The sequence below is a fragment of the Clostridium saudiense genome, from assembly GCF_000577815.1.
GTDB lineage: Bacteria > Bacillota > Clostridia > Clostridiales > Clostridiaceae > Clostridium > Clostridium saudiense.
Map to the genome: position 1 here is coordinate 58,599 of NZ_CBYM010000016.1, position 16,151 is coordinate 74,749.

The following is a 16,151-nucleotide window of genomic DNA, read 5'->3' on the forward strand; positions in this document are numbered from 1 at the left end:
CATTATTCGTAAAAAAAAGCCAATAAAATTTATATGATTTTAATATTTAGAGAATTTATGGCAATAATTCTATATATAACTATATATCGGAGGAGTCTATGAGAAAAAAAAGAACATTATTTATTATAATTATTTTAATAACTTTAATTATAGGAGTTTTAAATTCAATACGTTTTAAGTTTTTATATGAGGTTCTTAAATTAAGTAATAGTTTAGCAACTATATCAAGCGATTTTTATAGTGAACCTATAAAAGATATAACCTATAAGGATATTATTTATAAAAGGAATGATGGTGAAACACTAAAATTGGATTTGTATATTAATGAAGAAATAAAGGATCCAAAGCCTGTAATTATTTATGTATTTGGAAACGGATGGGTGTATGGAGATAAGGTTATACCAGAGGCTATTTCATCAATAATTGATTTGCTAAAAGATGAAGGGTTTGCTGTTATAAGTACATCTTATGAATTAATGGATGATGAAGTGATATTTGATAAGCAAATATCAGATGTAAAAGATACAATAAGATGGGTGTATAAAAACAAAGATAAATATAATTTTGATGTAGATAATATTGGACTTATTGGACCATCAGCTGGTGCACAATTATCAATGATTGCAGCTTTTTCCGATGATGATGAATTTGTCGGAGACGTTTCGCTAAAAGAATATCCATCAAAGGTAAAATATATAGTTGATTTATTTGGACCTTCGGATTTAAGTAAAATTAATTTAAGTGCAGGGCCAAGCGAGATTGTTGATAACTTTACTGCAGAAGATATAGAAAGTTATTCGAAATTATATAGTCCTATTAATTATATTAAAGAGGATTTGCCAGATACTTTGATAATACATAGTAAAAAAGACAATATAGTTCCATACGATACTTCCGTTGAATTATATGAAAGTGGAATAGAGTTAAACAATAAATTTTATTTTTATACCTTAGAAAATTGTACTCACTATTTAGAAAACTTATCTAATAAGGAAGCTTTAGGACTTTATATGAATATTATTGATTTTATTCTTTCTGAAAGCAAATAATCAAATAAGAAGTCATTATATTTCTTAACGACTTCTTATTTTTATTTAAAAGAAATTGTTTATATAATCATACTTATTGGGACAACTAGTAAAGACTCCCCTGGAACTTTAAATCGTGGTTGTTCTGGTAAATAAATTCCATTGCTGGACAATTTCTGCATTAAGGGAGAACAACAGCTTAAAAAGTTTTCATAAAAATTTGCTTGTCCTGATTTTCTTAGTAAATGAATACAATGATTACTATCACATTTTCGTATAACTTTTCCTACTACTGTACAAGGACATTCTTCCCCCTCATAAATATTTGCATAAGTACTAACAAAATTATTATTATTTACTGTTAGAACAACATCTATATTTCCACATTTAATAATCATATCTTGACTGTTATTAACAGTTAAAAGTGATTTTAAGTAATCCACTTGTTTATACATGGTATTATAATTAATCAGTGAATTATTTAATTCATTAGAAGAATTACATATACAATTTAAATTATCAGTTCCTAAACTAGAAAGTAAATTTGATAGGCTATCTATGTATGACACCATAGATTCATTAGTAATATTACCACTTAATTTAATATAATCTCCAGCACTTATACTATCAATTGAAGAATATTCGGAGAATTCTTTAATTAAATTAGCTTCATTTAAACCTTGTAATAATTGCTGATGAATTTCAAAAGTTGTATATATTCGTGTCAACTCTTCTTCACGTCTAATAAATCTTCTACCTTCAACAGATTGATTATCCTTATTTAATGTTGTTACAGTATCTGCTTCAGTAAAATTTTTCCCTTTATATCCATCACGCTCGTCGCGAATACATCTATCTTCTCCATAATGTTGGTTAGATCCTTCATTTCCAGTTTTAGCACTTAAGGTTCTATCTTCAATAAATTTAGAAGTTCTTTTTTCTATATAACCATCAATAACTAGTGAATTTAAATTCTTAGTTAATGCTTCGTCTAAATAAATAAGTAAATCAAGAGCATCTGCCAAAGAAGTTACCTCCTTATTAATTAAAAAGCCTCATATTATCTTATTCTAAAGTAGATAATTAAGTACATAATAATGAAAATAAAATACTAACTAGTAATATAATTGCTATTACGAGCAGTGAAACCATTGTTGAAATAGTTATTCCAAAGAATGCTATAAATAATTTTACTCCTGTAAACATTAAAATAAATGCCACTCCATATTTTATATATTTAAACATACTATTTAATTTAGCTAAAAGAAAATATAGGCTTCTTAAGCCTAATATGGCAAAGATATTAGAACTATAAACTATATAAGGATTGGTAGTGATAGAAAAAATAGCAGGTATTGAATCCATAGCAAAAATAATATCTGAACTTTCAATTAATACTAAAATTAATAATAATGGAGTTGCATGCAAAACTCCATTTTTACGTACAAAAAAACATTCACCATATAAATCATCAGTGACAGGAATTATCTTTTTCATAATTTTTAATACTTTACTATCTGAAAAATCAACAGCTTCTTCTTTGTTGAATAGTATTTTTAAACCACTACAAAATAAGAAAAATCCAAAAATATATAGTATCCAGTGAAATGTATTTACAATTGCAACTCCTAAGAAAATAAACATAAATCTTAAGACTATAGCACCAAATATTCCATATGTTAGAACTCTTTTTTGGTATGAGATTGGTATATTAAAAGATGTAAAGACAAGTAAAAATAGAAATAAATTATCTACACTTAAACTTAATTCTATTATGTATCCACCAAGAAACTCTAATCCAGGTTCTGAGCCAAAAATAATATAAATAAAAATATTAACTACAATTGCTAGGCTTACCCATAAAACAAAATTTTTTAATGCACTTCTCGCTTTCAAAATATTTCTCCTTTATAATTAATTCACAGAATAAATATATGATTAAAAGAAGTATTTTATTTGTTAATAATTCAAAAAGTAAGATTAAAATGAAATTTAATCTTACTTTCTACTTTTAATTATCAAATTATAATTATTTTTTAGATTTAACAAAAGTTGATATTATTACATAAAATCATTATTGAATATGACCTTAAACCTGGGATTTGATTGTTAAAAACAGTATTCAAGATTTTCATTCCAGCACTATTTTCATTTGCAATGATATTCCAATAGCCACTACTTGAAGATGGAACATAAGAGTTTACGTCATAATTATCAATATTGGTTCCATTATAAATAACAACAACTTCACCTTTATCATAATTATTTAAATTGATATGCTGTATTAAAACACCACAATTTTCACTATTACCAGCAAAGATAAAATTAATATTATTCTTTATCAGTTCTGTATCTCTAAGTCTAAAATGTGGTAAACTTCTTCTGATTTCAATTAACCCTTTATTATAATTAAATACATCAATAAATTTTTCCTTATCATACCACTTGATGGAGTTTATGTCATCATTACTTTTATAGCTATTATGATCACCTTGTTTTGTTTTTAAAAATTCGGCTCCATATTGGATAAATGGAATACCTTGGGATGAAAATATGATGGACATACCTAAAAGATCCTGTCTAACAAGACTTGAGTTTAAAGGATGATTAGGGATATTTTTTCTATAATCACCAAAGTTCAAGTTTGGATTTTGACTTTTTTCTATTTGATCCCAAAGTGTATAATTATCATGAGCATCGATATAATTAATACTTTCATTTGGGTTTGATGTTAATGTATATATAGAACCTTTCAATCCTTCTATTATGCTCCAAGCAAAATCAGAGTTGCAAGAATTACCATTTATAAATCCACAAGAAGGATTATTATTTCCTCTAATTGCATCCCTAAAAGTATCATTAAATACAGAAAAATTTTCATTTTTTTGTGACCCTTTATAAGTACCATTAACTAATGGTGAACTACCACCTTTCCATGGTTCGCCATATATTAAAAAGTTTTTATCTATCTTAGTTGCTTTACGTACAATTTCCTTTGTAGTGTCAATATCTAATAGTTCCATTAAGTCAAATCTTATTCCATCTATTTTATAGTTTTTAATCCAATGCATGCATGAATCAATAATAAACTTTCTAACCATAGGCTTTTCGGAAGCAAGTTCGTTTCCGCAACCTGAACCATTTGTATATCGTCCTAAATGATCTGTTCTAAAATAATAGCCTGGAACTATATTATCCATGTTAATAGTGCACATCATATGGTTATAAACCATATCCATTACTACTCTTATTCCTTTTTCATGAAATTTCATAATCATTTGTCTTAATTCTATTATTCTTGTTACAGGATTATAAGGATTACTGCAATAACTGCCTTCAGGTGCATTGAAGTTTTTAGGATCATATCCCCAATTTCGGTTATTAGAACTTGGAAAACGTTCATCTACAGAACCAAAATCAAATACAGGCATTAAATGAACATGTGTTACTCCTAACTCACATAAGTGATCTATTCCTGTCTTAATAGATTTAGCACTATAAGGATTTCTATATACTGTATTTTCTTCTGCTGCTCCTAAATAAGTACCTCTCAGGCCATCAATTACACCTGAACTTTTATCGATAGTAAAATCCCTAATATGCATTTCATAAATAATAGAATCATCTTTATTAATTAATGGAGGAATATTATGATTAATAAATCCTATAGGTTTAGTATTTCTTTCATTAATATCTAATACATATCCTTTATCACCATTTACAGAAACTGAATTTGCATAAGGATCAACTGCATAAGTTACATTTTCTACAATTTCTCCATTTACATCTACATCCCTAAAATAAAGTTTATATAAATAATACAAACCATCTGCATCTTCTTTATTTATAACTGTAGAATAAACTCCTGTTTTATAATCATAAGTCATTTGATATTTAGTTACATCATCTTCATGACTTATATACCAATCCTCAAATAATAATAATTCTACCTTTATGCTTGTGGGAGCCCATATTTTAAATGAAATTGAATCATTTAAATAAGTAACTCCAAGATCATCTTTAGAATAATAAAATTTATCTAAGTAATCACGCATAATAACTTTATAAGGCCTATAAGCGTTAGTGGCTGATACTAACAATAAGTCATTTGCATGAATATGACGAGGGAGATTTGTTATAATTATTTTATTTCCTCTTATAATTGAAGAGGTACCCTCTATCTTTTCACCATTTAAATAAAGTTCAAAATCAATGCCTAATAAAGGCTCGCTAGTAAGATAAATTTTAACTTTATTAGCATTATCCATTACGGCAAATTTTATATTAGTTTGACTTGCAACTAATGCATCTCTAAGTGATTTATAACTTCTGTTATCTCCATGGATAATGTAAATATCCTTATAATTACCTTTTAAATCATAAGTAATGGTTTGTTCTGACCAATAATTTATCCAATTATTACCCCACTGCTTTTTTCTTACAATTAAGTAATCATCATTAATATATGTTGAAAAGCCAAAGTCTGTATTATAATTAAAATTTTTCTCTTCACCAGAAGAATTCTCGCTAAAGCTCCAACAATTCCAAATAAAATCATTTCCTTGATAATTGCTATCTTCTATATAAAAATGAACTAAAGTACCTTCATAATTATTATTTTTAACCTTAATTTTTTTAGTTGAATTGTACTCATTATTTATAGAAGTTCCATTAATAATAATTTCATATCCTTCTGGAACATTTTTATCAACAAATAAATAATTATTTTTGATTTCTATGCCAGGATAACTATTTTCTATGGACCAATTCATTTCTGTAAGAGAAATTCTACCGTATAGTCCACTACAAACCCCTAGTAATTCTACGGGTCTTTTATAAGTTACTACATTACTAGAAGAATAAATTTTTAAGACGTCCTTTATAGGTTCCCAAATAAAACTAAAGCTATTTTTTTCGCTACCTTCTGAATCTACCCATAATTCATTTCCATCAGTGTCAATTAAAATATATTTATATTTATATTTTCCAGGTTTCAATTTATTTGGAAATTTAACTTCTTTCATCATTTTTAATAAACCATCACGTGTATCTAATTGCCATGTTAGCTTATATTCATCAGATTTATTCCAATTATTAAAATCACCAACTACATATGCATAAATACATCCATCATATTGTGCTGTAAAACGTATAGTATTGGAAATAGGACATAAATCAATTGAATACGTACCTTTAGGATTATCGTTTATTTCAATTTTTTCAATATAATCTGTACTTTTCATATATTACCTCTCAAATTAATTCTCGACTAAAGTTCAATATTTAATACTTATGAACAATAATTTTATTTTATTAAATATTCTCTAAAATAATTGTACCATTTTTTCTATTTTTTTCATATATAATAAAAAACAAGATAAATTACTATTTTATCTTGTTTTTTATTTAAATTTAATAATTGATTATTCGACTTGTGTTAATAATCTTCTCATTACATCTTTTAATTTATTATTTCCAAGTTCTTCATTAGCCATAACAAATACTGCTTTAATATCATTATCAGATGGTTCCCATTTATAAGCTTTAAAGTCCATAATTGAGTCTTCAGGTAAGTATTCTTCTAATTCAAACCCAAGTTCCTCTGTTGTTGCCATATACTCTTCAAATAAAGAATCTTCATCTTCTTCATTAATATTTATACTTTCACTTATTTCTTCATTTAACATATCAATACTAACACTTAAGTTAAAGGCAACAATATCCTCTCTTTTAGAACCTTTACTCATATCTTTAATAACTTTAAATTCAGTATTTTCTTCAATAATATTTTTTATATCATTGCTATCTAAAACTCTATTTCCAAATGCAATATACATAATATTTCCTCCTTAGATTAATGCTTAATTATATAAATAATAATTTCATATCTAATATATTAAACACATAAAATATTATTTATAATGTATCAAAAGCAAGAGTAAATTTCAATATAAATAAAATATATTATAAAAATAAAGAGCAAATATGCTAATATATTTGCTCTTTTAGAAATTATACAGTTAAAACCCTTTTTAATGATACATTAATAGCATGATATAGAATAAATCCACCTATTGTATTAATTACTAAAGCAGGTATTACAACTGTAACAAAAAGAAGTGAGAAACTTGCTGGTAATCCTACTATAAATTTTGCTGATAATAAAAATGTAGTGCCACTAACTAATGTTCCAATTGGAAAAACTAATAAAACCAAGATGTTTTTTTCAAGTTTAGTGTTTAGTTTAGTTAAATGTGATATTTTATTTATTATTATAATAACTAAAAACATTACATTTACAGTTACTATTTTATCTATAATATTTGGTAATTGACCTCCAGGAAACTTAGTTGTTAATGCTGTAAATACTCCTGTTATTATAGCGCAAATAAGAGATGTTTTATAATCATTATCATTTATAATCATTATAATAAATAACATTGCTAATGCAAAATCAGGTTGCATTGGTAAACCTAGAGCTGGAGTAATTTGATGTAATATGGCACCTATTGCTAATAGTAGTGCATTCATAACCATTTTTTTTGTATTTAAATTTCTTTTCATTTTGAATTCCCCCTAAACATAAATAACTTTTATTAAGATTTTTTACTATTATGAATTTAACAAAACTTCATGCCATATTAATCACCTCCTTATAAGCAATAAAAAAACTCCGTCCTAAAAATAGGACGGAGTATATAATCCGCGGTACCACCTAATTTATGAAATTTAAATATATAAATTTCATCACTTAATCCAAGTACTATCATACTTGTCCTACTATAACGTGTAGGTTACGGTTTCCGGTACTAAGCATTGCTTTCCCTTTACTTCTCAAAGGCCCATTCATATAACTCCTTCTTGTTAAGATCTCACCATCCTTAACTCTCTTTAATGAAGCTAAGATATATTACTATCCCTTATCTATGAATTTTAAAATTTAAATTTAATACTATTATATCCATAATTTAGAAAAAGGTCAATGGTTATTAAAAAACTATTTTATAGTTATATTTGATGTTGTTGGAAATAAATTATTATAAAATTTATCAAAACCATCATCTTCTATAAGAACCTCTTCTTTATCATTAACATAAAACTTATTCATTGTACTTATAATTAAATCAAATTTCTTTAAGTTATTTTCTTCAAGTAAAACAGTGTAAAGATATGATAAATGATTTTGCATGTACTTTTGTAGATTTGTTGCTTCTTCTTCAGTAATCTTACCTTCTTTAACTAATTCCTTAATTGGACCGTTATTTAAGGCAAAATAAGCAGAAGCTTTAGAAATATTAGCTATGTATTCTTGTGGTTTCTTTGTATTCATCTTTTTTATCCTTTCTAACCCAGCTTAAAATAATTATATTAATCGATATAAAATATTTTATATTACTATTAAATATCTTACAATAGTAATTAATAAATAAAGCTAGGTGACTTATTATATTCTATTTAGAGCTTCTTCTATTTCATTAATATGATTATTCATTATATATATAAACCAAAAGGTATATATTTGAGGATTTAGTTTTATGTCTTTCTTTAACTCATTTAGTGAAATCCATTTGTAATTCTCAACTTCATTTGTATTAAAATTAATAGAACCATTGTATTTTCCAAAGAAAACATGATCAAATTCATGTTCTATTAATTCATTATCAAACTTAACATAATAAATAAATGAAAATACTTCATCAATATCTGTAGAAAAGCCCATTTCCTCTTTCAGTCTTCTATTAGCTGCATCTTTAGTTTTTTCACCTTTGTTAGGATGAGTACAGCATGTGTTTGTCCAAAGACTAGGTGAATGATATTTTCCACTAAATCTTTTTTGAAGGAGTAATTCTTTGTTATCATTAAATATAAAAACAGAAATAGCTCTATGAAGAATTCCTCTAATATGAGCATCCATTTTTTCTATGAAACCAATTTCCTTATCATTTTTATCTACACAAATAATAATTTCTTTCATTTATACTCTCCTAAAGTTTTTTATATTTAAATATTAAAATAAAGCATAAGCGCCGATATTATTAACGGCGCTTATTCAAAACACATAAATGTTTTATTTTCTCCTAAGTAAAAGATATAATCCAACACAACCAACTAATGCTCCTATACTGGCACCTACTATAACTTTTGAATCTAAGTTTTTTAATTTTTCTATCATGCAATTATCATCACAGCCACAATTACATTCATTATCTATATCACTTTCATCCTCATCTAGATAATCAAAGTTCTTATCATAATTTAAATCACTTTCATCACAATCAGATTTATAAAAATTTAATATTTCATCTTCACAGTTATTGCATGATTTGTAATAATTTCTTTGAGTAATAGCAGGAATTTTGATTCTTTTTGTTGCTGTATCCAAACTTTTACTTAGGTTTATTCCTATACTTTGGTACATAAGTATCACCTCAACCTTAGTATAAGCACTTTTTAATAAGTTAATTCAAATTTATAATTTTTCTATCTCTGCAATTTCTTTTATATATAATTCGTTAGTACTATCTGCTTGATGAACTATTTGTAGATAACTTAATGCATCTTCATATTGTTTTAAGGCTTTATAGCACATTGCTATTCCAAAGTAAACATCTATAGTACCTTCTTGTAAATCTATAGCTTTTTCATAATTTATTAAAGCATCAGTATATTCATGAATACTATAATAATATTCTCCTAATCCTATATATGCTCTACCTAAATTTTCATCTATATTAAGTGCATCTTTAAAATAAGTAAATGATTTTTCTAAGTTATTTTTATATTTTAAATATATCCAACCTATATTTACTAAAATATATGCAGTATCATTGTTGTTTAATGTTTTAGATTTTAAAATTTCTTCGCCTAATTCTATGGCATAATCATATTTTTCTAAATAAATATTTATATCCATTAAATAAGCTATTACAAAAAAACTATTAGGGTTTTCTTTTTTTAGTTCTAAGAAAATATTATTACTTTCTTTAAAATCTCCCAAATAGAAATAAGATTCACCTAAAAGACTTTTTACAAAGCTTATATTATTGCAGTTTTCATTTAATGCTAATTTTAATGTTTGTATTGAATTATCATAATCTTCTAATGACATATAACAATCTGCTATGTATGCATAAAAATCTGGATTATTGCTTTCTTTTAAGCAGTTAATAGAAAAGTTTAATGCCTTTTCAACATCTTCATTCATTAAATCATTGTATTTTTCTAAAAATTCTTTATTTAAGTCCATTTGTTCTCCTTATAGTTATTTATTTAAATAAATTTAGTATTTCATCTTCTGATAAATCAAATATATGATTATTTTTAAGTGATTTATCATCTAATATATTATTAATTAATTCTTTTTTTTCATTTTGTAATTTGATCACTTTTTCCTCTATTGTATCTTTAGCAATAAGTTTAATTACTTCAACTATTTTTTTCTGTCCAATCCTATGTGCTCTATCACTTGCTTGCGCTTCTATTGCTGGATTCCACCATGGATCAAAGTGAATAACAATATCTGCACTTTGAAGATTCAAACCAACTCCCCCAGCCTTTAAACTTATTAAAAATATAGATGAATCACTATTATTAAATTTAAATACTTCTTCATCTCTTTTTTTCTGGGATAGAGATCCATCTAAGTAGCAATAAGTTAAATTTTCTACTTCAAGTCGTTTCTTTATACTACTTAAAACTGAAGTGAATTGAGAAAATACAAGAATTTTATGATTTTCTTCTACAGCTACATTTAGTATATCTATTAATGCATCTATTTTACCACTTCCACCATGATAATTATCTAAAACTACACTTGGATCTAAAACTATTTGTCTTAGTTTCGTTATATAAGACAATATTTCGATTTTCCTAGATGAAAATTCATCATTTACTATTTTCTTTTCAATTAAGTCTATAACAGTATTAGTATATACACCATATACATCTTGCTGCTCCTTTGGAAGTTCAATTTCTATTATCTTTTCAATTTTTGATGGAAGTTCTTTCAATACATCACTTTTTATTCTTCTAAGAATAAAAGGTTTTATCAATTTTTTAAATTCATCTGAAAGTTCTTTACAGTCTAAATATCTTCTATAATACTTAACAATAAAAGTATCTCTATCAAATAAATATCCAGGCATTATAAAGTCAAAAATAGACCATAATTCAAGTAATGAATTTTCAATTGGTGTTCCTGTTAAAGCAAATCTATTTTTAGCATTAAGCATTTTAACACTTATTGCATTTTGTGAATTGTAGTTCTTTATATTTTGTGCTTCATCTAATATTATAGTTTCAAATTCAATATTAGCATATTCATTAATATCATTTCTTAATAGTGAATATGTAGTGATTAATACATCGTAATTATTTGCATTATTTATAATTTTACTTCGATATTCTTTTGTACTATTTACTAAGGCTACATTTAATGAAGGTGCAAATTTAGAAAACTCTTGTTTCCAATTAAATACTAAAGAAGAGGGAGCCACTATTAATGATGTTTTGCATTTATATGATGATAAAAAAGCTATAGTTTGTATTGTCTTACCAAGGCCCATTTCATCTGCAAGTATTCCACCAAAACCAAGCTGGGATAATGTTTTTAAATAACAATACCCTTTATATTGATAATTTCTAAGTTCTCCAACAAATTCTTTTGGCACTTCAAATGTTAATTTATCTATATTATTAAATTGCGATTTTAAGCTTTTTAAATTATTCACGCCTTTTAAAAACTTAATTTTATTTTCTTTTATAAAGTCATTTGTATAAAGTCCTTTGCTTTTATGAAATTCAATAGTATTATGTTCTATTATATTATCAGAGTTTAAATTATCTATTAATTTTAAGAAGTTATTTAGCTCTAATTCTTCTAAATCTAAAAATTCTCCGTTTTCGAGTTTATAATATTTTAAGTTATCCCTAAATGCTCTTAAAATATTATTTATTTCAAATTGCGGAATATCCTTTATTTCAAATTTTAATTCAAAATAATCATATTTACCAACGGAAATATGGCCTATAATACTCTTGTTATTAATAACTTTAATCCCTTTAAAATTTTCAGAATAATATACTGTACCTATGTTTTGAAGATCATAAATTTTATTTTTAAAGAAATTAAAAATATAGTTATCACCAAAGGTTAAATAGAATTTACCATTAACATGATCAAAGCCAAGAGATTTTAAAAGTGAAATTACTTGACTCTCTTTATTATAATCTCGATATATTACTTTTTGATCATACTCATTAAATATATTAAATTCATATTTATCATATTGCACTTTTAATGTCATTAATATGAAATTATCTTCCTTATCAAAATAAAAATTAAATAATGGTTTTGCTAAAACTACTTTTTCTTGTATATTTGAAGATAATATTAAATTATCACTTAAACTATTTAAAGTAGGAATAAGTTGTTTTAAAATTCTATTCTCTTCTTCTTTTGGGAAAATAACCTTAGTGTGATTTGAAAATATTTCATAGTAAGGTTTAATTTTATTTATGAAATCTTTAGTTGGTAAAAGTATAGTTGTACCATTAATCATAATATTAAAGTTATCATTTAACGTTAATGGTAAATCAGAAAGTAACTTTAGTATATATTCATTATTCTTATATTCTAAATTCATTTCTAAATAAGGATTACCCGTTTGTATTTCACAATCAACTGGACGGCTAAAAAAATTATCATTAAAATATACTCTATGATCTTTTATAGTATTAAAAAATTCTTTCATTAAATATTTGGGTGGGTATATATATTTTCCATCAATAGTTCTGTCCTTTGGTTTAATATGCTTAAATTTTGATCCATCTATTTCTAAAAGTTCATATATATAATTGATTAATGCTAAATCCTTACTAGAAAAAAATTGTTTATTAATATCAAATATAAAATCTTTGCTATATTTTAAAGGAATATGATTTTCATAATAAACAAGAAATTGACGTATGTCTTTTATTATATTAAGTTTATTAGATGATGTTTTCTTTAATCCAATTTTAAATTCTACGGAAATTTTACTATTATAATCAATCTTATTTAAATATACTTCAATTTTTAATTCATCTTTATCTTCATTATTAAGAAGAATATCCAATATATTTGTTCCTTTATTGTTGCACATTACTCTACTCCTTTTCAAAAATTAATTATAGCATATAAAATAACTATAGTAATACTAGAATAAAAGAGGTTGTATCAAATTTTCTGATACAACCTCTTAATAAGTTATTTACTTTCAATTTTGTCTAACTTTTTATTATATAAAAACATATATAATGATACACTAAAGATTACGAGATATCCTATTATACTTAAATAATCAGGCAATACTCCAAATAAAATGAAGCTAATTATTGCAGAGAATATAATATTACTGTAATCAAAGATTGAAATTTCTTTAGCCTTAGCATACTTATAGGCAATAGTAATTCCAAATTGTCCTATACTTGCAAAAATTCCAGCTAGTATTAAATATAAGAATTGTACTAGTGTCATTTTTTCATAAACCATTAACATAAAAGGTAATATTACTATAGTTGAGAAAAAAGAAAAGTAAAATACAATTGTATAATATTTTTCTCTACTACCAAGTACACGTAAGCATGTATAAGCAGCTGCTGCACAAATAGCACCACAAACTCCAATTAATGATGGAATAATATCGAAGTTAAACTGTGGTTTTATGATAAACAGAGCTCCAATAAACGCTATGATGATAGCTAGTCCTTGTTTGAAATTTATTTTTTCCTTTAAGAATAAAGCACTAAAAATAATAACAAAGAAAGGGCTAAGTTTATTAAGCATATTAGCATCAGATAATACTAACTTATCAATTGCATAAAAATTAAATACTATTCCTAATGTACCAAACAAAGAACGTAAAATTAGTATTTTTTGATTTTCTAATTTGCCAAAGAAACTTTCTTTTTTTACTAAAATGATTCCAAAAGCAATTATACAAGATGTTATATTTCTAAAAAAAGTTTTTTGAAATGATGGCAAATCTCCAGATAATTTAACAAAAGCAGACATCATTGCAAAACCAAAAGCAGACATTATAATAAATAAAACGCCTTTAGTTCTATTACTTAATGTTAAGTTTTTCATAGTACCTCCTAGAATTTTTATTCAATATATAGATTATCATAAATGATAATAATCCTCTAGTGATAATTTAAATTAATCGAGTAGGAGGAAAATAATTATTTTATTTTCCGTCCTCTCACACCACCGTGCGTACCGGTCTGGTACACGGCGGTTCTTTAAGTTTAATGAATTTTAATATATTGATGCGTTAGGCTTTTCAAGCCTAAGTCGGTAAAGAATTGATTTGTAAGTGTAGTATTTGATATAGCACTATTAGCTGTTCGCCAATATCCTTTACGGGTATTGGCAAATTTTATTGCTTGATAGTGATTTAATCCCAATTTCTTAAGGTTTTTATATCTTGTTTTAACCTTTTTCCATTGTTTCCATATACACATTCTTAATCTTTGTCTTATCCATTTATCCAATTGTTGAGCAATACCTTTGCATTTGGCTATTCCATAATAATTAATCCATCCAATATTTATTTGGTTCATTTTAATTATTCTTTGTTCCAAAGTCATCGGTTTTGACCTTGATAGTATTTCTCTAATTTTATCTTTATATCTTTTTAATGATTGTTTAGATATAGTAGTGCAAGCTTTTCCAAATGATAGCATTATCGTAAATCCTAGAAATTTTCTTTTCCATGGTCTCTCTACTGCACTTTTGCTTCTATTTACTTTTAATTTCAATTTACCTTCTATGAAATTTGTTATGTTATCCATAACTCTTTCTCCGGCTCTTTTACTCTTAACGTAAATGTTACAATCGTCAGCGTAGCGACAGAATTTATGCTCTCTTTTCTCTAGTTCCTTATCTAATTCATCTAACATTATATTAGATAGAAGTGGACTTAATGGACCTCCTTGAGGAGCTCCTTCCTCACTTGTTACTACTATTCCGTTAATCATTATTCCAGCCTGAAGATATTTTCTTATTAACCTCAATACTCTCTTATCTTTTATACTCCTTGAGAGTTTATACATAAGTATATCGTGGTTAACTCTATCAAAGAATTTCTCTAGGTCTATATCTACAACCCATCTATAACCTTCATTTATATAAGTTTCTGCCTTTTGTATAGCATCTTTCGCCCCTCTTCGAGGACGGAAGCCAAAACTATTTTCTGAAAAGTTCTCATCATAGATATAATTTAGCTCTTGCGCAATTGCTTGTTGAATAAACCTATCCAAAACTGTTGGTATTCCTAATAATCTAGTTCCACCATTAGGTTTGGGTATCTCAACTCTTCTAACAGGCATTGGTTTATACTCATTATTTAAAATACTTTCTTTTATTGATAACCAGTTATCTTTAAGAAATTGTCTAAGTTCATAGACTGTCATTCCATCAACTCCATGGCTACCTTTATTTGAGATTACTCTTTTCATTGCTAGAAGTAAATTTTCTCTTGATAGTATTCTTTCTAATGAGCCATATTCAAATTCACTTGTTTCTCTATTTGAAGTTGCCGAGAATCTTCTATGCACTCTTTGCTTATCTTCAAGTTCCACTCTATTTTTAGCATTAGAGCCTAAGTATTTAGTTTTCTGCAATCTTTGATTATTCTGCGAAACTTTCAAATTTCAAAACCTCCTTAAAGTTCAGTCCTTCGTCCGCTATCGCGATTAGCGGAGTTACTATGACCTCTGCTGACTTCTGATAGTTCAGCTATATATCACTATATAGGTTATTGCTTTAGAAGTTCATCTTTATTAGCAATATATCTATCAGACCTCCCCAGGTAAGAACAACAACCTTCATCTCATATATCTGCTACATTTACTCCTAAGGTTTCGGGTAGTGTTGGACTTTATCTTGTTGTGCAGACTCGTCCGACCTTAGTAAGCCTCGTATGTAGTTCGTGTTCCTCAGACCGAGACTTTGCCTCCGACTTCCTTCAGATTCCACTTCACAATGGACACCATTGTCATTGGCTAGTGGTTCCCACTACCAAGCCCACAACGGACTTTCACCGTCAAGTTGTTGCCCATGCTGGGCACACACAAAAA

The 16,151-nt window shown here is 26.1% G+C and carries 13 protein-coding genes and 1 other annotated feature; of the genes, 1 reads left to right on the plus strand and 12 read right to left on the minus strand.

Annotated elements, in window-relative coordinates; all coding sequences use genetic code 11:
* Positions 1-98 precede the first annotated feature (98 nt).
* Positions 99-1,049 carry an alpha/beta hydrolase gene (locus TY07_RS09620; protein ID WP_042398761.1) on the plus strand — a complete coding sequence of 317 codons (951 nt, stop codon included), beginning with the start codon at positions 99-101 and terminating at the stop codon, positions 1,047-1,049.
* A 59-nt stretch (positions 1,050-1,108) separates the two neighbouring features.
* On the opposite strand, the gene TY07_RS09625 is transcribed toward TY07_RS09620, so the two are convergent.
* The 12 genes from TY07_RS09625 to ltrA all read right to left on the minus strand — a co-directional run bounded on the left by TY07_RS09625 (position 1,109) and on the right by ltrA (position 15,722).
* Positions 1,109-2,053, minus strand: coding sequence for a DUF6414 family protein (locus TY07_RS09625; protein ID WP_042398763.1), 945 nt, complete (start codon positions 2,051-2,053; stop codon positions 1,109-1,111).
* Between the two features lie 58 nt (positions 2,054-2,111).
* Positions 2,112-2,924 (minus strand): TerC/Alx family metal homeostasis membrane protein, encoded by an 813-nt coding sequence (locus TY07_RS09630; protein ID WP_052330672.1) that lies wholly within the window; start codon positions 2,922-2,924, stop codon positions 2,112-2,114.
* A 146-nt stretch (positions 2,925-3,070) separates the two neighbouring features.
* The gene (gene pulA, locus TY07_RS09635; protein WP_042398764.1) at positions 3,071-6,271 is read right to left on the minus strand and encodes a type I pullulanase; all 3,201 of its coding nucleotides are present in this window, start codon (positions 6,269-6,271) and stop codon (positions 3,071-3,073) included.
* A gap of 180 nt (positions 6,272-6,451) precedes the next feature.
* Positions 6,452-6,865: a hypothetical protein gene (locus tag TY07_RS09640; protein WP_042398765.1), complete on the minus strand. Its 414-nt coding sequence runs from the start codon at positions 6,863-6,865 to the stop codon at positions 6,452-6,454.
* A gap of 175 nt (positions 6,866-7,040) precedes the next feature.
* Positions 7,041-7,592 carry a tryptophan transporter gene (locus TY07_RS09645; RefSeq protein ID WP_042398769.1) on the minus strand — a complete coding sequence of 184 codons (552 nt, stop codon included), beginning with the start codon at positions 7,590-7,592 and terminating at the stop codon, positions 7,041-7,043.
* Positions 7,593-7,710: 118 nt separating this feature from the next.
* Positions 7,711-7,964 (minus strand) — a binding site (T-box leader).
* Positions 7,965-8,025: 61 nt separating this feature from the next.
* Complete coding sequence (locus tag TY07_RS09650; RefSeq protein ID WP_042398773.1) at positions 8,026-8,358, minus strand: hypothetical protein; 333 nt, start codon at positions 8,356-8,358, stop codon at positions 8,026-8,028.
* Positions 8,359-8,472: 114 nt separating this feature from the next.
* Positions 8,473-9,003 (minus strand): isopentenyl-diphosphate Delta-isomerase, encoded by a 531-nt coding sequence (gene idi / locus TY07_RS09655; RefSeq protein ID WP_042398776.1) that lies wholly within the window; start codon positions 9,001-9,003, stop codon positions 8,473-8,475.
* 93 nt (positions 9,004-9,096) lie between these two features.
* On the minus strand, positions 9,097-9,447 hold the full coding sequence (locus TY07_RS09660) for a hypothetical protein (protein ID WP_042398780.1): 351 nt from the start codon (positions 9,445-9,447) through the stop codon (positions 9,097-9,099).
* Between the two features lie 51 nt (positions 9,448-9,498).
* Positions 9,499-10,275 carry a tetratricopeptide repeat protein gene (locus tag TY07_RS09665; protein ID WP_042398783.1) on the minus strand — a complete coding sequence of 259 codons (777 nt, stop codon included), beginning with the start codon at positions 10,273-10,275 and terminating at the stop codon, positions 9,499-9,501.
* 19 nt (positions 10,276-10,294) lie between these two features.
* Entirely contained in the window at positions 10,295-13,171 is a 2,877-nt protein-coding gene (locus tag TY07_RS09670; protein ID WP_042398786.1) for a DEAD/DEAH box helicase, read from the minus strand.
* Between the two features lie 104 nt (positions 13,172-13,275).
* Positions 13,276-14,157, minus strand: a complete 882-nt coding sequence (locus tag TY07_RS09675) for a DMT family transporter (protein WP_042398789.1) — start codon at positions 14,155-14,157, stop codon at positions 13,276-13,278.
* Positions 14,158-14,318: 161 nt separating this feature from the next.
* A complete protein-coding gene (gene ltrA / locus TY07_RS09680; RefSeq protein ID WP_042398791.1) occupies positions 14,319-15,722 on the minus strand; it encodes a group II intron reverse transcriptase/maturase in 1,404 nt (467 codons plus the stop codon).
* Positions 15,723-16,151: the final 429 nt, after the last annotated feature.